General features: G+C 71.4%; 16 protein-coding genes. 10 read left to right on the top strand and 6 right to left on the bottom strand.

What is annotated here, in order from left to right:
* The first annotated feature begins 230 nt into the window (after nucleotides 1–230).
* From ACIQWG_RS01210 to ACIQWG_RS01180, 7 genes are all read left to right on the top strand, one after another.
* Complete coding sequence (locus ACIQWG_RS01210; protein WP_404088936.1) at nucleotides 231–1,343, top strand: substrate-binding domain-containing protein; 1,113 nt, start codon at nucleotides 231–233, stop codon at nucleotides 1,341–1,343.
* Between the two features lie 46 nt (nucleotides 1,344–1,389).
* On the top strand, nucleotides 1,390–2,163 hold the full coding sequence (locus ACIQWG_RS01205) for an ATP-binding cassette domain-containing protein (RefSeq protein ID WP_404088934.1): 774 nt from the start codon (nucleotides 1,390–1,392) through the stop codon (nucleotides 2,161–2,163).
* A 20-nt stretch (nucleotides 2,164–2,183) separates the two neighbouring features.
* Nucleotides 2,184–3,464: a sugar ABC transporter permease gene (locus ACIQWG_RS01200; protein ID WP_404088932.1), complete on the top strand. Its 1,281-nt coding sequence runs from the start codon at nucleotides 2,184–2,186 to the stop codon at nucleotides 3,462–3,464.
* 73 nt (nucleotides 3,465–3,537) lie between these two features.
* Nucleotides 3,538–4,170 (top strand): DedA family protein, encoded by a 633-nt coding sequence (locus tag ACIQWG_RS01195; RefSeq protein WP_404088930.1) that lies wholly within the window; start codon nucleotides 3,538–3,540, stop codon nucleotides 4,168–4,170.
* 204 nt (nucleotides 4,171–4,374) lie between these two features.
* A complete protein-coding gene (locus ACIQWG_RS01190) occupies nucleotides 4,375–9,354 on the top strand; it encodes a family 43 glycosylhydrolase (protein ID WP_404088928.1) in 4,980 nt (1,659 codons plus the stop codon).
* Between the two features lie 60 nt (nucleotides 9,355–9,414).
* On the top strand, nucleotides 9,415–9,774 hold the full coding sequence (locus ACIQWG_RS01185) for a DUF779 domain-containing protein (RefSeq protein WP_404088926.1): 360 nt from the start codon (nucleotides 9,415–9,417) through the stop codon (nucleotides 9,772–9,774).
* Between the two features lie 76 nt (nucleotides 9,775–9,850).
* Nucleotides 9,851–11,101: a phosphodiester glycosidase family protein gene (locus tag ACIQWG_RS01180; RefSeq protein ID WP_404088924.1), complete on the top strand. Its 1,251-nt coding sequence runs from the start codon at nucleotides 9,851–9,853 to the stop codon at nucleotides 11,099–11,101.
* Nucleotides 11,102–11,116: 15 nt separating this feature from the next.
* Here ACIQWG_RS01180 and ACIQWG_RS01175 read toward each other — a convergent pair whose 3' ends face one another.
* From ACIQWG_RS01175 to ACIQWG_RS01150, 6 genes are all read right to left on the bottom strand, one after another.
* The gene (locus ACIQWG_RS01175; protein WP_190072220.1) at nucleotides 11,117–11,311 is read right to left on the bottom strand and encodes a hypothetical protein; all 195 of its coding nucleotides are present in this window, start codon (nucleotides 11,309–11,311) and stop codon (nucleotides 11,117–11,119) included.
* 125 nt (nucleotides 11,312–11,436) lie between these two features.
* Nucleotides 11,437–12,303 carry a phosphatidylinositol-specific phospholipase C/glycerophosphodiester phosphodiesterase family protein gene (locus tag ACIQWG_RS01170; protein WP_404088922.1) on the bottom strand — a complete coding sequence of 289 codons (867 nt, stop codon included), beginning with the start codon at nucleotides 12,301–12,303 and terminating at the stop codon, nucleotides 11,437–11,439.
* A gap of 186 nt (nucleotides 12,304–12,489) precedes the next feature.
* Nucleotides 12,490–13,575, bottom strand: a complete 1,086-nt coding sequence (locus ACIQWG_RS01165) for an acyl-CoA dehydrogenase family protein (protein ID WP_404088920.1) — start codon at nucleotides 13,573–13,575, stop codon at nucleotides 12,490–12,492.
* Nucleotides 13,572–14,753, bottom strand: coding sequence for an acyl-CoA dehydrogenase family protein (locus tag ACIQWG_RS01160; RefSeq protein WP_404088918.1), 1,182 nt, complete (start codon nucleotides 14,751–14,753; stop codon nucleotides 13,572–13,574). The genes ACIQWG_RS01165 and ACIQWG_RS01160 overlap by 4 nt, the downstream gene beginning before the upstream one ends.
* Entirely contained in the window at nucleotides 14,750–15,727 is a 978-nt protein-coding gene (locus ACIQWG_RS01155) for an NADPH:quinone oxidoreductase family protein (RefSeq protein WP_404088916.1), read from the bottom strand. The genes ACIQWG_RS01160 and ACIQWG_RS01155 overlap by 4 nt, the downstream gene beginning before the upstream one ends.
* A gap of 83 nt (nucleotides 15,728–15,810) precedes the next feature.
* Nucleotides 15,811–16,404, bottom strand: a complete 594-nt coding sequence (locus tag ACIQWG_RS01150) for a helix-turn-helix domain-containing protein (protein ID WP_404088915.1) — start codon at nucleotides 16,402–16,404, stop codon at nucleotides 15,811–15,813.
* A gap of 78 nt (nucleotides 16,405–16,482) precedes the next feature.
* On the opposite strand from ACIQWG_RS01150, the gene ACIQWG_RS01145 reads away from it, so the two are divergent.
* The 3 genes from ACIQWG_RS01145 (at nucleotide 16,483) to ACIQWG_RS01135 (ending at nucleotide 19,573) form a co-directional block, all read left to right on the top strand.
* Nucleotides 16,483–17,418: an NAD(P)/FAD-dependent oxidoreductase gene (locus tag ACIQWG_RS01145; protein WP_404088913.1), complete on the top strand. Its 936-nt coding sequence runs from the start codon at nucleotides 16,483–16,485 to the stop codon at nucleotides 17,416–17,418.
* A 126-nt stretch (nucleotides 17,419–17,544) separates the two neighbouring features.
* Nucleotides 17,545–19,083, top strand: coding sequence for an ATP-dependent DNA ligase (locus tag ACIQWG_RS01140; RefSeq protein WP_404088912.1), 1,539 nt, complete (start codon nucleotides 17,545–17,547; stop codon nucleotides 19,081–19,083).
* A 16-nt stretch (nucleotides 19,084–19,099) separates the two neighbouring features.
* Entirely contained in the window at nucleotides 19,100–19,573 is a 474-nt protein-coding gene (locus tag ACIQWG_RS01135) for an NUDIX domain-containing protein (RefSeq protein ID WP_404088910.1), read from the top strand.
* The last annotated feature ends 15 nt before the right edge of the window (nucleotides 19,574–19,588 follow it).

Below are 19,588 nucleotides of genomic sequence, written 5' to 3'. Positions count from 1 at the left end.
GAGCGGGACGCCCCCGCTGCCGGGACGCCCGCTGCCATCGCGTTCGCCCTGCTCCCATCGTCTTCGAGCGCGGCGAGGCGGCGCCCGAACACCAGAATCGCATATATGGATGACACGGACATATCTGCTCGTGGGGGCGTCCCGCCAGGCGCCCTCGCTGCGTTCGCAGATCACCCCACCCGGTGTCAGACTGACCAAGTGGTCGACATGTGAGAAGGCCAGGTGTCGCCATGCTGACCAGTGACATCTCTCGTGCGAAGACCCCCATACGGAACGCGGCCCTCTCCATGATCGCGCTCTCGACCGCCCTCGGCCTCGCGGCCTGCGGGTCGGACGGCGGGAGCGCCTCCACCCCGGAGAGCGAGCCGCGGATCGGTGTGCTGCTGCCGGACGCGACCACGGCCCGCTGGGAGACCCAGGACCGGCCGCTGCTGAACAAGAAGATCCGTGAGCTGTGCCCGACCTGCACGGTCGAGCACGGAAACGCCAAGGGCGACGTGGCGACGCAACAGCAGCAGATGAACGCGCTGATCACCCAGGGAGTCGACGCGATCCTGCTGGTGGCGGTGGACGCCAGATCGCTCGCCACCACGGTCCGCAAGGCGGAGGAGGCCGGTATCCCCGTCATCGCCTACGACCGCCTCGCCGAGGGCCCGATCGCGGGCCATGTCTCCTTCGACGGCGAGGAGGTCGGCAGACTTCAGGGCCAGGCACTGCTGAAGGCCATGGGCGACGAGGTGCCGGGCGCCCAGATCGTCATGATGAACGGCGATCCCATCGATCCCAACGCGGTGCTCTTCAAGGAGGGCGCGCTGTCCGTGCTGTCGGGCAAGGTGAAGATCGGCAAGGAGTACGACACCCTTCAGTGGCGGCCCGAGAGCGCCAACATGAACATGTCGGGCGCCATCTCCGCGCTCGGCGTCGGCGACATCCAGGGGGTCTACGCCGCAAATGACGGCCTCGCCGCCGGCAGCATCTCCGCGCTGAAGGCGAACAAGGTCGATCCGCTGCCCCCGGTCACCGGGCAGGACGCCGAACTCGGCGCCGTGCGGCGCATCGTCGCCGGCGACCAGTACATGACCGTCTACAAGCCGTTCCGGCCGGAGGCCGACGCCGGCGCCGCCATGGCCGTGGCCGCCGCCCGGGGCGAGGACCTCCGCCGGGTGGCGAAGGAGGACGTGCGCACGAGCACCGGCAAGACGGTTCCGGCGGTCATGCTCACCCCGGTCTCGGTGACCGCCGACAACATCCGGGACACCTTGGTGAAGGACGGCGTGTACACGGTCCGGCAGATCTGCGTCCCCGATCTCGTCGCCGCCTGCGCCCAGGCCGGGCTGACCTGACCTCCGGCCCGGCACCGTCCGGGACACGGGAAGGAGATGGTTCCGAGTGCCTTCCGCCCCCCTGCTGGCGTTGCGCGGCGTGTGCAAACGCTACGGCGCCGTCGAGGTCCTGGTGGACATCGACCTGGAGATCCGTGCCGGGCAGGTCGTCGCGCTGCTCGGCGACAACGGCGCCGGCAAGTCGACCCTGGTCAAGGCGATCTCCGGCGTCGCACCCGCGGACCGGGGCAGCATCGAGTGGGAGGGCCGCCCCGTTCACATCCGGCGCCCCAACGACGCCCGTGACCTCGGCATCGCCACCGTCTACCAGGACCTCGCGCTGTGCGGGAACCTCGACGTCGTCGGCAACCTGTTCCTCGGGCGGGAGATCCGCCGCTACGGCTTCCTCGACGAGATGGAGATGGAGCGCCGCACCCTCGCCCTGCTGGAGCGCCTGACCAGGGGCGTCCCCGAACTGCGCGCCCCCGTGGTGTCGCTGTCCAGCGGTCAGCGGCAGACGGTCGCCATCGCCCGCTCGCTCCTCGGCGAGCCGAAGCTCCTGCTGCTGGACGAGCCGACCGCCGCGCTGGGCCTCCAGCAGACCAACGAGGTACTGGACCTGGTCGACGAGCTGCGTGACCGCGGCCTCGGTGTCCTGCTGATCAGCCACAGCATGGGCGACGTCAAGGCGCTCGCGGACCGGGCCGTGGTGCTGCGACTGGGCCGCAACAACGGCTTCTTCGACGTGAACACCGTGTCCCAGGAGCAGATCATCTCCTCCATCACCGGGGCGACGGAGAGCACGCCCCGCCGGCCGGCACATCAGGAGGCGGCGTGGTGAGCCCATCAGGAGGCGGCGCGGTGAAGGGTACGCACGACCCGGCCGACGACCGGCGGACGGAACCCCCCGCACCCCGCGACGAGGCCCGCAGGACCCACCGCGGGTCGTCCGTCGCCCGGACCCTGGAGAGCTGGCTCGCCTTCTCGCGGCGCAGGCTCAGGGCCGGTGAACTGGGTTCGCTCCCGGTCATCCTCGTCCTCGCCGTCGTCTGGATCACCTTCCAGTCCCTCAACGACAACTTCCTCTCGCCCAGGAACCTGTCCAACCTGAGCGTGGACATCGTGGGCACGGGGCTGATCGCGGTCGGCATCGTCTTCGTGCTGCTGCTCGGTGAGCTCGATCTGTCGGTCGGTTCGATCAGCGGGCTCGCGGCGGCCATGTTCGCGGTGCTGAACGTCAACAACGGCGTGCCCGAGTGGCTGGCGCTGATCGTCGCGGTGCTCGCGGGCACCGCGGCGGGAACCGTGCAGGGGTATTCGTTCGCCAGGACGCGGGTGCCGGCGTTCGTCGTCACGCTCGCGGGGCTGCTCACCTGGAACGGGCTGATGCTGTACATCCTGGGCACCAGCGGCACCATCAACCTCGACGAGAACGGGCTCATCGCCAAGCTGACCAGCTACTACTTCACCAACGACGCCGTCGCTTACGGACTGGCCGCGCTCGCCGCGGGCCTGGTCTTCCTCATCTCCTACCTGGACCGGCGCCGCCGTGCGGCCGCCGGTATGCCGCACCGCTCGCTCCAGGTCATCGGGCTGCGCGCGGGCGCGCTCGCGGTGGTCGCCTTCACCGTGGCGTATCTGCTCAACCGCTTCCAGGGCCTGCCGCTCGCCCTCCTGATCTTCCTCGTCGTGGTGGCCGGCCTGGACATCGTGCTGCGCCGCACGCACTACGGGCGCCAGGTCTACGCCCTGGGCGGCGGAGTCGAGGCGTCACGGCGGGCGAGCCTGCGGGTGACAGGGGTACAGACGGCGGTGCTCGCGGTCTCGGGCACCATGGCCGCGATCGGCGGGCTGTTCCTGGCCTCGCGCATCACGTCGGTGAGCCAGACCTCCGGCTCGGGCGTGCTGCTCCTCAACGCCATCGCGGCGGCCGTCATCGGCGGCACCAGCCTGTTCGGCGGCCGTGGTTCGACCTGGACCGCGGTGCTCGGCATGCTCGTCATCCAGTCGATCGCCTCGGGCATGGCGATCACCGACACGCCCGCCGCCGTGCAGTTCATGATCACGGGCGGGGTGCTGTTCGCGGCCGTGGTCATCGACGCCCTGTCGCGGCGATCCCAGGAGGCGCACGGGAGAGCCTGACGTCGGCTCCGGGGGCCGCGGCGGGAGATGCTGGAAGGAGACGAGCGCCGAGGGCGGCCGGGAGGTGAGGGTGATGATCGCCGTCAACCCGATGGACAGCGACTCGGTGCTGGCGACCTTCGGGGCCATCGGGGTGCTCGTGGTGATCTTCGCGGAGTCCGGTCTGCTCGTCGTCGGCTTCTTCCTCCCCGGCGACACCCTGCTCTTCCCGGCCGGCGTGCTGTGCGCCGCGAGCGCGGACCAGGCGGCCCGGCTGGTCCTGTGGCAGGTGCTGCTGTGCGCGGCGGTCGGCGCCGTCGCGGGTGCCCAGGTCGGCTACCTGATCGGCCGGCACGGCGGCCGGGCCCTGCTCGCCCGCACCTCCAGACGGAGGGTCCGCGACACGGCGGCGCGGGCGGAGAAGCTCCTGGCCCGGTACGGCTACGGCAAGGCCCTGGTGATCGGCCGGTTCATCCCGATGGTGCGGACGGTCCTGCACCCGGCGGCCGGGGCGCTCGGCGTGCCCGTACGGACCTTCACCGTCTGGCAGATCGTCGGCGGGCTGCTCTGGTCGCAGAGTCTCGTCCTCGCCGGTTACGCCCTCGGGGAGTCCGTTCCCGACATCGACGACTATCTGCTGCCGCTGGTCGCGCTCGTCGTCGTGATCTCCCTGCTGCCCCTGCTCCCGCTGCTGGCGGAGGCCCGCCGGTCGAAGCGGGACCGCTGATCACGCCCGTCCTCGCCCCGTCAGCCCCTGGCAGCAGGGAAGTTGGGGAAGCGCAAACCCGTCGTTCGACCAGTCGGACATCGTTCGAAAACCCTTGACGGTCCGCCACGCCCCGATCGACACTCTCGCAACACGACGTCACACAGCCGAAACGGCAGGGTGCCCAAGGCCACGGCCCCGCCATGCCTGAGCAGGGGACTCGCCATGCCGTACACCGCACGCGTCCGTGTCCGGGCGAGACGCCTGGCGGGCCGACTCGCCGGGCTCACCGCCGCTTCGCTGGTACTGGGACTCACCGCCCCCGCTCTTCCCGCCCAGGCCGCCGAGACGGCCGAGGTGGCGGAGGTCACCGACGGTCTGGCCCTCTGGTACAAGCTCGACGCCGCCTCCGGCAGCACCGTGCCCGACGCCTCGGGCCACGGCCGGGACGCGACGGTGCACGGCACCGCCGACTGGTCGGGCACCGGCCAGGGGCTGGCCTTCAACGGCTCCGACACCTACCTCAAGGTGCCGAACGACGTCATGAGGGGCATGGACTCGATCTCCGTCTCGCTGGACGTGATGGTCGACGCCGCCCAGAGCACGCCGTACTTCGTCTACGGCTTCGGCAACTCCAGCGGCGGCAACGGCAACGGCTATCTCTTCACCACCGGCAACTCCCTGCGCACCTCGATCGCGACCGGCGACTGGTCGACGGAGCAGACCACGAAGCCCGCCGACTCCCACAGCCTGACCCGCGCGGTGTGGAAGCACCTCACCTACACCCAGACCGGCGGCATCGGCGTCCTGTACGAGGACGGCGTCGAGGTCGGCCGCAACACGTCGGTCGGTGTCACTCCGGGCGCGATCGGCTCCGGGACCACCACCGCCAACTACATCGGCAGGTCGGTCTACTCCGGCGACAAGCTCTTCAAGGGCCGGGTCCGCGACTTCCGGGTCTACGACCGCGCCCTCGACGCCGGCGAGGTGGAGCAGCTCGCCCTCCCCGTGGCCAGCCAGGGCGTCGCCGACGACAAGGCGGCGCTGGGCCTCGGCGACACCTCGTCGGTCGTCGCCGACCTCGACCTTCCCAGGACCGGCACGGCCGGCGGCTCCGCGATCGGCTGGGCGAGCGACGACCCGGCGGTGGTGTCCGACTCCGGCGAGGTGACCCGCCCCGCCGCCGGCCGGCCCGCCGCCCACGCCACACTCACGGCGACCCTGAGGAAGGGCGCCGTGACGGACACCAAGACGTTCGAGGTCACCGTGCTTCCCGCCTTCGACGACCGTACGTCCACGGAACGGGCCGCCGCGGCCCTCACCGTCCGCAACCTCGACGACGTACGCGGCAATCTGACGCTCCCCACCGAGGGCGACCACGGCACCGACGTCACCTGGACCTCCGCGAAACCGGACGTCATCGGCTCCGACGGACTGGTCCACCGCCCCGCACACGGCTCGGGCCCCGCCACCGTCGAACTGACCGCCACGGTCACCAAGGGCGAAGCACGCACGACCCGCGTCCTCACGGCGAAGGTGCCGGAACTCCCGAAGCCGGAGCCCCTCAAGGGCTACATGTTCAGCTACTTCACCGGCGAGGGCACCGCCGACGGCGAACAGCTCTACGCCGCCCTCAGCAAGGGCGACGACCCGCTGCACTGGCGGGAGTTGAACGACGGCGAGCCCGTCCTGACCTCCACCCTCGGCGAGCGGGGCCTGCGCGACCCGTTCATCATCCGCTCCCCCGAGGGCGACAAGTTCTACCAGATCGCCACCGACCTGAGGATCTACGGCAACGGCGACTGGGACGCCGCCCAGCGCACCGGCAGCAAGTCCGTCATGGTGTGGGAGTCCACCGACCTCGTCCACTGGACGGACCAGCGCCTGGTCAAGGTCTCACCGGACAGCGCGGGCAACACCTGGGCGCCGGAGGCGTTCTACGACGCGCGACGCGGCGAGTACGTCGTCTTCTGGGCGTCGAAGCTGTACGACGACGAGGCGCACTCCGGCGACACCTACAACCGCATGATGTACGCGACGACCCGCGACTTCTACACGTTCAGCGAGCCCAAGGTGTGGATCGACCGGGGCTATTCGGTCATCGACTCCACGGTGATCCAGCACGACGGGACGTACTTCCGCCTCTCCAAGGACGAGCGCAACAACTCCTCCTCGACGCCCAACAGCAAGTTCATCTTCGAGGAGCGCAGCGACTCCCTGCTGAACCCGTCCTGGGACGCCGTCGCCGAGGGCATCGGCAAGGGCGCGATGAGCGCCGCCGAGGGACCGCTGGTGTTCAAGTCGAACACCGAGGACAAGTGGTACGCGTTCCTCGACGAGTTCGGCGGGCGCGGCTACATCCCGTTCGAGACGACCGACCTCGCGTCCGGCACCTGGACCCCGTCCACCGGCTACGACCTCCCGGCCGAACCCCGCCACGGCACGGTGCTCCCGGTGACCCAGGCCGAGTACGACCGTCTGCTGCGCGCCTACCAGCCGGACCAGCTGGTGGAGAGCGTCGAGGGCGTGAGGGTGAGGACCGGCATCGGCCGGCCGCCCGTCCTGCCGGCCACCGTCGTCGCGACGTACGCCGACGCGGTGCGGCGACCTGTCACGGTGACCTGGGAAGACGTCCCGGAGTCCCAGTACGCGCGGCCCGGCACCTTCACCGTGACCGGGCGCCTGCCCGACGGAGCCGCGATACCGGTCCAGGCCGAGGTCACGGTGTCGGAGGAGGGCACCGACGCCCCCGCCGACCTGCTTCTGCGGTACGAGTTCGACGAGACCGCCAGCGCCATCGCCCGCGACTCCAGCGGCCACGGTTTCCACGGCACCTACGTCCGTACGCCCGCTTTCGGCACCGGCGTCGAGGGCGGCTCGTTCAGGATGTCCGGCGACTCGGACTCGCCGTATGTGAAGATCCCGAACGGTGTGCTGAGGAACGCCGGCAGCGTCACCGTCTCGACGTACGCCAAGTGGAAGGGCGGCGACAACTTCCAGTGGCTGTTCGGCCTCGGGCCCGACAGCGACAAGTACCTCTTTGCGACCCCCTCCAACGGCGGCTCCAGCCTCTACTCGGCGATCACGAAGGCCAGTTGGTCGGCCGAGTCGAAGCTGACGGCGGGCTCGTCGCTCACCCCCGGCGAGTGGCGGCACGTCACCGTCACCCTCGACGGCTCGACCGGCACGATGGTCCTCTACGTCGACGGCGTCGAGGCCGCCCGCACGACGACCACCGTCAAGCCGTCCGAGCTGTACGACGCCGGCCAGGACCACAGCGGCTACATCGGCAGATCCCTGTACGCGGCCGACCCCTACTTCGGCGGCGAGGTCGACGACTTCCGCGTCTACGACCGGGCCCTCACCGCGGCCGAGGTCATGGAGCTCAGCGGCAACACGGCGGGCATCGCCAAGGCGACCCACCCGGCGCTGAGGGTCGACGCGCTCGTGGACAACACGAACAGCCGGATCACCCTGCCGATGAAGGAGGGCACCGATCTCACCGCCCTCGCCCCGGAGTTCACCCTCGCGCACGGCGCGGCCATCAGCCCGGCCTCCGGCAGCGTGCGGGACTTCAGCAAGCCGGTGACGTACGAGGTGACGGGATCCGACGGCAGGAAGCGCACCTGGACCGCCTCGGCACTCGTGATGAGGAGCCCAGTGCTGCCCGGCCTGAACGCCGACCCGAACATCGTCCGTTTCGGCGACACCTACTACCTCTACCCCACGACCGACGGCTTCGAGGGGTGGAGCGGCACGCGGTTCTCGGCGTACTCCTCCACCGACCTGGTCCACTGGACCGACCACGGCGTCATCCTCGACCTCGGCCCGGACGTCTCCTGGGCGGACAGCAGGGCCTGGGCGCCGACGATCGCCGAGCGGGACGGGAAGTACTACTTCTACTTCTGTGCCGACGCCAACATCGGGGTGGCGGTGTCCGACTCGCCGACCGGCCCGTTCAAGGACGCCCTCGGGCAACCACTGCTGAGGGCAGGCCAGTTCAGCGGCCAGATGATCGACCCGGCGGTGTTCACGGACGACGACGGACAGTCGTATCTCTACTGGGGCAACGGCCACGCCTACGTCGCCCCGCTGAACGCCGACATGACCTCGATCGACACCTCGAAGGTCGAGGACATCACCCCGAGCGGCTACAACGAGGGGTCGTTCGTCATCAAGCGCGAGGGCACCTACTACTTCATGTGGTCGGAGAACGACACCCGCGACGAGAACTACCGCGTCGCGTACGCCACCGGGCCCTCCCCCACCGGTCCGTGGACCAAGCACGGAGTGATCCTGGAGAAGGACCTCTCGCTCGGCATCAAGGGTCCCGGCCACCACTCGGTGGTCCACGTCCCGAAGACCGACGAGTGGTACATCGCCTACCACCGGTTCGCCGTCCCCGGCGGCGACGGCACCCACCGCGAGACGACCCTCGACCAGCTGGAGTTCGGCTCCGACGGCCTGATCAAGAAGGTCGTGCCGACGCTCACGGGCATCGACCCGGTCGTCAACCGCGATCCGGAGATCGTCTCCACGGCCGGTCCGACGTCCCCCGTCCCGGCAGGTCACCGGGTCACCGTGACGGCCGGGTTCCGCGACGCCGACGTGGGCGACACCCACGCCTGCCGGGTCGACTGGAAGGACGGCACCGAGCCGGCGGCGGGCAGGGTCGAGGGCACCACCTGCCGGGCCGAGCACCGCTACGCCGGGGCCGGTGTCCACCGCCCGGTCGTCACCGTCACCGACGACGACGGCGGCTCGCACAGCACGACCCTCCCCGAGCTGATCGTCTACGACCGCTCCGCCGGCCCCGCGCTGGGCACGGGCGTGATCACCTCACCGGCGGGCGCCCACCTTGCCCGTCCCGGCCTGACCGGCCTGGCGGCCTTCTCCTTCGCCGTCGCGTACCCGAAGGGAGCCACCGTCCCGAGCGGAAAGGCCGACTTCGACTTCTCGCGGGCCGGGCTGAGGTTCCGCTCCACCGGTTCCGACTGGCTGGTGGTCACCGCGTCCCGGGCCGTCTACCAGGGCTCCGGGAAGGTCAACGGCAGCGGCGGCTACGGCTTCCGGATCACCGCCACCGACGCCCCGGACACCTTCCGCATCAGGATCTGGAGGAAGTCCACCGGTGACGTGCTCTACGACAACGTCACCGGGGCCCGGACCACGGGCTTCGTCACCATCGGCGGCGGCCGGCGCTAATGGCGGCCGCAGGTCGTCGTGCAACCCTCTCGCAACGTCGGCTGTGCTGCCCTTGCTGCCATGTATGAGGAGACCCCGCGTGTCGAGCTCACCCCCGCGGCCGCCGACCTGCTGCGCCGGCTGCACGCGGCGCACGGCCCGCTGATGTTCCATCAGTCCGGCGGCTGCTGCGACGGCAGCGCGCCGATGTGCTACCCGGAGGGCGAGTTCCGCACCGGTGGCTCGGACGTGCTGCTCGCGGAGCTCCAGGTGGAGGGCGTGGCGGAGCCGGTCACGTTCTGGATGTCGCGCAACCAGTACGAGGTGTGGAGCCACACCCGGCTGATCGTCGACGTGGTCGAGGGGCGGGGCAGCGGATTCTCGCTGGAGGCACCCGAGGGGGTGCGTTTCCTCATCCGTTCGCGCGTCGTCGGCGCCTAGAAACCCGGCCGGCCATCGCCGTCTGGTGCACTTCCCCTGAGTCCTGGGACATTTGACGAGACCTCAGGGGGAATCTGTGACGATTCGTCAGAAACGCTACGCGACAACGGCGAGAGCGGCGGTCACGCTGCTCACGGCATTCGGCGCGCTGGCCGGCGCCGCCCTGGCGGGGGCGGCACCGGCCGGCGCCGCGCCGGGCACTTCGATCGCACCGGGTGTCACCTACGACGAGTTCGACATCCCGGCGGCCAAGGGCACGGCACACGCCCATGTCCTCACCGTCGACCTGCGCAATCCGCGCGTACGTCTCGATCTGCTGTACCCGGGAGCGGCGGCGGCGCGGGCCACCGTCTCCCAGCAGGCCACCGCACAGGGCGCGGTGGCGGGCGTGAACGGCGACTTCTTCAACATCAGCGAGACCCAGCACCCGGGCGTCGAGGCGACCGGCGCGAGCGTGGGACCGGTGATCGCGCGCGGCTCGGCGCTGAAGGCCGCGGTGCCGAACGGCCAGCGCTTCGGACCCGCGCTGCCGCCGGGCACGAGCACCGAGGACGTGTTCGGCGTGGGCGTCGACCGCCGGGCCCGGCTGGACGACCTGAGCCTGGACGGCTCGATCCGCACACCCGAGGGCCGGCTGCCGCTGGGCGGACTCAACCAGTACGCGCTGCCCGTGGGCTCCGTCGGGGCGTTCACCTCCAAGTGGGGCAGCGTCTCCCGGGTGCGCGCGACCTGCGGCACGGACACGAACCGGGCGGCTCCGTGCAGCACCGACACCCATGAGGTGACGATCCGGGACGGCAAGGTCGTGTCGAGCGCCGACACCCCGGGCAGCGGCCCGATCGCCCCGGGCACGACCGTCCTCGTGGGCCGCGAGGCCGGCGCGCAGCAGCTGCGGAAGTTCTTCGCGGGTGAGCGGGTCTCGGTGCGGTACCGGCTGGTGGCGGCGGCGTCGCGGATCCCGTACCGCTTCGCGCTCGGCGGCTACCCGGTGCTCGACGACGGTCGGCCGCTGCCCGGCCTGGACGACCGGACCTCTGCGGTGCGTACCGCCGTGGGCATCGCGGACCGGGGGCGGCGCCTGGTGCTGCTCGCGCTGGACGGCGCCCCGGAGTACCGCACCGGTCTGACCATCGCGGAAGTGGCCTCGGTCATGGGCGAGCTGGGCTCGGCCGACGCGTTCAGCCTGGACGGCGGCGGCTCGACGACACTGGTCGCCCGTGCGCCGGGCGCGACGGCCGTGTCGGTACGGAACCACCCGTCGGACGGCCGGGAACGCCCCGTGCCGAACGGCATCGGGGTCTTCTCGGTCCCCCGGCCGACCCCCTGAACCGCCGGCTGACGGTCACGGTCTGAGGCTGCTCACGATGTCCGCCGTGGCCGTCAGCCCGCTGTTGATAGTGGGCGCCATGCTCGTGCTGGCCAGGTAGAAGCCGAGCAGCAGACACACCAGCGCGTGGGTGATCTTCAGTCCGCCGTTGCGCACAAAGATCACCGCCAGCACGAACAACAGCAGCACCACAGAGATGGAAATGGCCATCGTCAACCTCCTCCGCCACGCCGCCTTGCCCGGTTCACGGCGTTCGGCCGCAAGTGTGGCGTAGCGGAGGGTTCGTCCGGGCGGCTGACCTGTACTCCGAACGAGTGGTGTCCCGCGTGCTCTCGCTAGACCGTTCGGTGCGCGTCGAGGAAGGCCTCGAGTCCGGCGAGGTCATCGGTGTTGAGGTGGTCGACGCCGGCGGCGAGCAGTTCGCCCCACAGGGCGTCCCGGGCCGGACCGGCGACGTCGGGGGTGGCCCAGAACCGCAGTTTCTGCCCCCGGGAGTGGGCCGCCCGGACGATGCCGCGCAGCTTCTGCCGCTCGGCGTCGGGGAAGGCGCCCTCGCCGAGCCAGGTGAAGTTCAGCGTCCAGTTGTCGCTGATGAGCGGGACGAAGGAGGCGGGCGCGGAGCTGCCGAGGTCGCTGAGGCGGCCGTCGTAGAAGGCGCGGCGGACGGTCTGGGCCTCCATCGGCGTACGCGCGGCGCGGTCACCGGAGATCACGGCGGTGACGGGGCCCGGGAGCACCCGGCCGTGGGCGTAGGTCGTGAACAGGTGCTTGTAGCGCCGCAGGTGCTTGTCGAGTTCGAGGTAGGTCGAGGAGCCCTCGGTCTTGATGTCCACGAGCAGCTGGAGCGACCCGCGGTGACCCCGGTAGACGGAACCGTGGTTGGCCCGCACCCGCGCGGCCAGCGGGTCGAGGTAGAGGGACTCCAGGGTGCGGGCGGGGTCCAGGTCCTCGGGGTCGTGGGCGACCAGGAGCTGGTCGCCGACCAGGTAGATGTCGGCCTCGACGCTGCCGAAGCGGTGGTCGAGCGCGTCGAGCAGGGGCCGCGGGTGCTCGTAGTCGTTGTGGGCGTGCGCCCGCCACAGGGGACGCGGCCGGTGGTGCTTCGGTTCGCCGGCCAGCGCACCGGTGGCGGGCAGGGCGACCGTGCCCGCGAGGGCGGCGCCGAGGGTGGTGAGGGCTCTGCGACGGGTGGTGAGGGCCATGCTCTGCCTCCCTGATAGGGCCGGATGGAACCGCTGTGAGTATGCGATTCCGAACGGCCCGAACAGCAGTGGCTGGGCAGTGAGTTGGCCGGACCGCCGTCCCTCGTTCACTTCCTCCGTGCGGCGCACACGAAAAAGCCCGCCCCAGGTGGGGCGGGCTTCTCGTGCGGTTCGCTCAGGTGTACGTCAGGGAGCCCGCAGGTCGACGAGTTCGGCCAGTGCCTCGCGGTGGGCGCCCGCGGTGCCGTAGGCGATCGAGTCGGCCTTGGCCCGCTTCAGATACAGATGGACCGGGTGCTCCCAGGTCATCCCGAGGCCGCCGTGCAGTTGGAGGGCCTCCTCGGCGGCGTGCACGGCGACGGGCGCCGCGTAGGCCTGGGCGACGGCGACCGCCACCTCGGCGTCCTCGCCCGTCGCGAGCGCGTCGGCGGCGTTGCGGGCGGCGGCGCGCAGGTTGACGACCTCCAGCCACAGCTGGGCGAGCCGGTGCTTGAGTGCCTGGAAGCCGCCGACGGGACGGTTGAACTGCTTGCGGTCCTTCAGATAGCGGACCGTCTCGGTCAACGTCCATTCGGCGAGCCCCAGTTGCTCGGAGGCCAGCTGTCCGGCGCCGGCCCGCAGGGCACGTCGTACGGCGGGCTCGGCGTCCCCGAGCAGCTTGCCTCGCGCCCCGTCGAGGGTGACCGTCGCGAGGGGCCGGGTCAGGTCCAGGGACACCTGGGGGGTGACGGTCACGGCGTCCGCGTCCACGGCGTAGAGGCCGCCGTCGTCCGCGGGCACGAGCAGCACATCGGCGGTGACCGCGTCCGCGATGCCGGTCAACTCCCCGTGCAGGGTGCCGCCTTCATGGCGTACGACCTTGTAGGCACCGCCGGGGACGACGTGCAGCGCGACGGCGAGGGCGCCGATGCGCCGCCCGGACGCCAGCTCGGCGAGCAGGCCCTCGTCCCTCTCGCAGCCGAGCAGTGCCTCGGTGGCCACGACAGCGCTCGTCAGATACGGCAACGGAGCGACCGCGCGCCCCAACTCCTCCAGTACGACGGCGACTTCGCGGTGGGTGGCGCCCTGGCCGCCCTGGTCCTCGGGCACCAGGAGCCCAGCCAGGCCCATGCCCTCGGCCAGCGCCTTCCAGGCCGCGCGGTCGTGCGGGGTGTCCGACTCGGTGCGCGCGATGACGCCGGGCGCGTCGCAGTGGTCGGCGAGCAGGTCCCGCACGGCGGCCCGCAGCGCCTCTTCCTCCTCCGAGTACAACAGGTCACGCTGCTTCGTCATCGGGCCAGGTCCTTCCAAGCGACGTCCTTGTCGGTGCGCGGCTCGGACGGCAGGCCCAGAACGCGCTCGGCGACGATGTTCAGCAGGACCTCGCTGGTCCCGCCCTCGATGCTGTTGCCCTTGGAGCGCAGATAGCGGTAGCCGGCGTCGCGGCCGGTGAAGTCCACGAGCTCCGGGCGGCGCATGGTCCAGTCGTCGTACAACAGGCCCTCCTCGCCGCGCAGTTCCACCTCCAGGCCGCTGATCTCCTGGTTGAGGCGGGCGAAGGCGAGCTTCATGCCGGCGCCCTCGGGGCCGGGCTGGCCGGCGACGAGCTGCTGACGCAGCCGCTCGGCGGTGAGGCGGGAGACCTCGGACTCGACCCACAGCTTCAGCAGCCGCTGGTGCAGGTCGTGGGTGCGCAGCTCGGGCCGCTCGCGCCAGGTCTTCGCGACGGGGCCGATCATGCCGCCCTCGCGGGGCAGCCGCATACCGCCGATGGCGACGCGCTCGTTGTTCAGCGTGGTCTGCGCGACCCTCCAGCCGTCGCCGATCTCACCGAGGCGCCGCGTGTCCGGGACCCGGACGTCGGTCAGGAACACCTCGTTGAACTCGGCCTCGCCGGTGATCTGGCGCAGTGGCCGGACCTCGACGCCCGGGTCGGTCATGTCGCACAGGAAGTAGGTGATGCCCGTGTGCTTGGGCGCGTCGGGGTCGGTGCGGGCGATGAGGATGGCCCAGCGGGCGAGATGGGCGCTGGACGTCCACACCTTCTGCCCGTTGACGACCCAGTCGTCGCCCTCCCTGACCGCCCGTGTGCCGAGGGCCGCGAGGTCGGATCCGGCGCCGGGCTCGCTGAAGAGCTGGCACCAGACCTCCTCTCCGGTCCACAGGGGGCGCAGATAGCGCTGCTTCTGGTCCTCGGTGCCGTACTTGAGGATCGTGGGCGCGGCCATGCCGAGGCCGATGCCGATACGCCTGGGGTCGTTGTCGGGGGCGCCCGCCGCCTCCAGTTCGGCGTCCACGACGGCCTGGAGGGAGCGGGGCGCGCCGAGTCCGCCGAGGCCCTCGGGGTAGTGCACCCACGCCAGGCCCGCGTCGAAGCGGGCGCGCAGGAAGTCCAGCCGGTCGGTCGTGGCCGGCGGATGGGCGGCCAGCAACTCCCCGGTACGGCGGTGCAGTTCCGCGGCGTCGATCATGCCGCTCCTCCTTCGGTGAGCCCCGGGATCACGGTGACGCGCCCCGTGGTGACGCCGTCGGCGACCCGCTGTACGGCGGCCGCGGCCTCGGTCAGCGGCACCCGCTCGCTGACCAGCGGCTTGATGGCGCCCCGGGCGGCCAGCTCGGTCAGCTGCTCGTTGCAGTGCTGGATCAGCTTCGGGTTCTTGGTGTTGTACAGGCCCCAGTGCAGGCCGAGGATCGAGTAGTTCTTCACCAGGGCGTGGTTGAGCGCCGGGCTGGGGATCGAGCCGCTCGCGAAGCCGACGACCACGATCCGGCCCTCGAAGGCGACGACCTTGGTGGACTGGGTGTAGGCCTCGCCTCCGACGGGGTCGTAGACGACGTCGGCGCCCCGGCCGCCGGTCGCTTCCTTCACGGCGCCGATGACGTCCTCGGCACGTCGGTCGACGACGACGTCGCAGCCCAGCTCGCGGGCGACGGCGACCTTGTCGGCACCGCCCACGACACCGATGACCCTCGCCCCGGCCGCCTTCCCGAGCTGTACGGCCGCGCTGCCGACCCCTCCCGCGGCAGCGTGGACCAGCAGCGTCTCGCCGGCTTCCAGGCCGGCCCGGCGGTGCAGGCCGAACCAGCCGGTCTGGTAGCCGATGTGCAGCGCGGCGGCCTCGGCGTCGTCCAGCGCCTCGGGCGCGGGCAGGACGGCGGCGGCGTCCGCGACCGTGTACTCGGCGAACCCGCCGTACGGCAAGGCGGGGTTGGCGATGACGCGGCGCCCGTCCTCGGTCTCGCCGCAGATCTCCACGCCCGGCGTGAACGGCAGCGGCGGCCGGACCTGGTAGTGACCCCGGCACAGCAGCGCGTCCGGGAAGTTGATGTTCGCGGCGCGCACCTTCAGCAGGACCTGGCCGTCACCGGGCGTGGGCGTCTCGATGTCGTCGAGGCGCATCACCTCGCTCGGCTCGCCGTTCTCGTGCACTTGCCATGCCTGCATGCGGGGCCTCCACGGACTGCTTCGTCTGACCGGGGTCGCTTCGCATACTAAGCGGTCGCTTGTAGTGAGGGGAACAGGTGACGTCAGTCGACTTCGGCAGGTCGCTTCGGCCGCGCCCGCACATGCATCCGCTCCCCCTGCGGCCCGAACAGACTGAGGAACTCCACCGGCCCCTCCCCCGTCGACCCGAACCAGTGCGGCACCCGGGTGTCGAACTCCGCGGCCTCCCCGGCGGTCAGCACGATGTCGTGATCGCCGAGGACCATGCGCAGCCTCCCCGACATCACGTACAGCCACTCGTAGCCCTCATGGGTCCGCGGCTCCGGCTCGACGCGCTCCTGCGGCACCAGGACCTTGTACGCCTGGAGGCCACCGGGCTGCCGGGTCAGCGGCCAGTAGGTGCGCCCGTGCCGTCTGATCGGCTCCGCCCGCACCCGGGGGTCGCGTACGGCGGGCGCGGCCACCAGTTCGTCCAGCGCCACCTCGTGCGCTCGCGCGATCGGCAGCAGCAGTTCGAGACTGGGTTTGCGCAGCCCCGACTCCAGCCTGGAGAGGGTGCTCACCGAGATGCCGGTCGCCTCGGACAGACCGGCCAGCGTCGCACCCCGCTCCTTGCGGATCCGTCGCAGCCGCGGACCGACCTCCGCGAGCACCCCGTCCATGTCGTCGTCGCTCATGGAGTCCATTGCAGTTTCGGCAAACACATTTGTCAATACGACGTCCTACGCGCGACTGTCTCGGTGGAGGTGGTCACCATGACCGAGAACAACACCGGCTCCTACGAAGTGATCGTCATCGGCGGCGGCGCGGCAGGCCTGTCCGCCGCCCTCGTCCTGGGCCGCGCCCGCCGCCGCACGCTGGTGATCGACGCCGGCGAACCACGCAACGCGCCCGCGGCCCATATGCAGGGCTATCTGTCCCGGGACGGGATGTCACCGGCCGAGTTCCTGGCCGTCGGCCGGGAGGAGATCGCGCGGTACGGCGTCGAACTGGTCCGGGACCGGGCGGTGGACGTCACGCGCGACGGGGACTTCACGGTCGTACTCGCCGGCGGGCGCCGCGTCCGGGCCCGCCGGCTCGTCGTCGCCACCGGCCTCAGGGACGAGCTGCCGGAGGTCCCCGGCGTCGCCGAGCGCTTCGGCAGGGACGTGCTGCACTGCCCGTACTGCCACGGCTGGGAGGTCCGTGACCAGGCGTTCGGCGTGCTGGCGACCACCGCGCAGAGCGTGCACCAGGCGCTGATGGTGTCGCAGTGGTCGAAGGACGTGACCTTCTTCCTGCACGAGGTCGCCGAGTCGGACCTCTCGGACGACGACCTGCGCAGGCTGGCGGCGGCGGGGGTGAAGGTGGTTCCGGGCGAGGTGGCCGGTCTGGTGCTCGAGGACGACCGGCTGACCGGGGTGCGCATGGCGGACGGGACCGTGCACGCGCGCGAGGTCGTGTTCACCGCGCCCCGGGCGGTGCCACGGACCGGGCTGCTGGAGAAGCTCGGCGCGGAACTCCAGGAGACCCCCTTCGGCTCGTACCCGGTGGTCGACGCGACAGGACTGACCTCCGTGCCGGGTGTCTGGGCGGTGGGCAACGCGATGGGCTTCGCCGAGCAGGTCATCAACGCGGCGGCCGGCGGATACCGGGCGGGCGCCTTCATCAACGGAGAGCTCCTCTTCGCCGACCTCGACGCGACGCTCTAGCGGCGTGGGGCCGAGCAGCCGGATGCGGCTCCGCCGCGTGCGCGCGACCAGCCACGACGTACCCGCGGGCGAACGACGACCGTCTGTCGGGGTGTAAACCGGCGGAGCGCGTCGCAGGATGGCTGCATGCTGCTGACCCGGCTGGCCCAGGTGTCCCAGGACGTCGCCGCGACCTCGGCGCGGTCCCGGAAGATCGCTCTGCTGGCGGAGCTGTTCCGGGACGCCGAGGCGGACGACGTGCCGATCGTCATCCCGTATCTGGCGGGCCGGCTGCCGCAGGGCCGGCTCGGCATCGGCTGGAAGGTGCTGAGCCGCGAGGTTCCGCCCGCCGCCGAGCCGACCCTCACCGTGCGCGAGGTGGACGCCCGGCTCAGCGAGCTCGGCAAGGTGTCCGGCACCGGATCGCAGGCCGAACGGGCCCGGCTGGTGGGCACGTTGATGGGCGCGGCCACCGCGGACGAGCAGCGGTTCCTGTTCGGGCTGATCACCGGCGAGGTCCGGCAGGGCGCGCTGGACGCGGTCGCGGTGGAGGGGCTGGCCCAGGCGACCGGGGCGCCGGCCGCGGACGTACGCCGGGCGGTGATGCTGGCAGGCTCGCTCCAGGCGGTGGCCGAGGCCCTGCTCTCCGACGGCCCCGCCGCCCTGGACCGCTTCCGGCTCACCGTCGGCCGCCCGGTCCTGCCGATGCTGGCGCACAGCGCCTCCTCGGTGGCCGAGGCGGTCGACAAGCTCGGCGTCTGCGCGGTCGAGGAGAAGCTGGACGGCATCCGCGTCCAGGTGCACCGCGAGGGCGACACGGTACGGCTCTACACCCGCACCCTGGACGACATCACCGACCGGCTGCCCGAACTGACCACCGTCGCCCTGGAGTTGCGCGGGGACCAATTCATCCTGGACGGCGAGGTCATCGCCTTCGACGAGGCGGGCCGCCCCCGTTCCTTCCAGGAGACCGCCGGCCGCGTGGGCTCGCGCACGGACGTGACGACGGCGGCCAGGGAGGTCCCCGTCTCCCCTGTCTTCTTCGACGCCCTGTCCGTCGACGGGCACGACCTGCTCGACCTGCCGTTCGCCGAGCGGCACGCGGAGCTGGTCCGGCTGGTACCCGAGCCGATGCGGGTGCGCCGCGCGCTGGTCACCGGCCCCGAGGACCTCGCGCGGGCCGAGGACTTCCTCGCCGAGACGCTGAAGCGGGGCCACGAGGGCGTGGTCGCCAAGGCCCTCGACGCCCCCTACAGCGCGGGCCGGCGCGGCGCCTCCTGGCTGAAGGTCAAACCCGTCCACACCCTCGACCTGGTGGTCCTGGCGGCCGAGTGGGGCCACGGCCGCAGGACCGGGAAGCTGTCCAACCTGCACCTCGGTGCGCGTACGGCGGACGGCGGCTTCGCCATGCTCGGAAAGACGTTCAAGGGCATGACCGACGCGATGCTGACGTGGCAGACGGAGCGGCTCCAGCAGCTCGCCGTCCAGAGCGACGACTGGGTGGTGACCGTACGCCCCGAACTGGTCGTCGAGATCGCCTACGACGGCCTTCAGCGGTCCACCCGCTACCCGGCCGGCGTCACCCTGCGCTTCGCCCGCGTGGTCCGCTACCGCGAGGACAAGCGGCCGGAGGAGGCCGACACGGTGGAGACGCTGCTCGCCGCCCATCCCGAGGTGAAGCCGTGAGCCCGGAGGTGAGGTCGTGACCGCGTCCCGTGAGAAGCGCAGCGCGGGCCTGCTGCTGTTCCGCCGCACCGACGACGGCCTGGAAGTGCTGCTCGGCCATATGGGCGGCCCGTTCTTCGCCAAGCGCGACGCCGGGGCGTGGACGGTCCCCAAGGGCGAGTACGAACCCGACGAACCGGCCTGGGACGCGGCCCGCCGCGAGTTCCAGGAGGAGCTGGGAGTGCGACCGCCCGACGGGGAGGCGCTGGCGCTCGGCGAGGTGAGGCAGAAGAACGGCAAGATCGTCACGGCGTGGGCGATCGAGGCGGACCTCGACCCGGGGACGGTCGTCCCCGGCACGTTCGTGATGGAGTGGCCGCCGCGCTCCGGCCGGACCCAGGAGTTCCCGGAACTGGACCGGGTCGAGTGGCTCGGCGTCGACCGGGCGCGAGAGCTCGTCGTCGAGGCCCAGGCGGCGTTTCTCGACCGGCTGGCGGAGCACTCGGCCTGAGAGGCCGTATCCGCG

This window comes from Streptomyces sp. NPDC098781 (assembly GCF_044759995.1).
GTDB lineage: Bacteria > Actinomycetota > Actinomycetes > Streptomycetales > Streptomycetaceae > Streptomyces.
The sequence above is the reverse complement of the archived record's forward strand: the minus strand, read 5'-3'. Positions and strand labels throughout refer to the sequence as shown.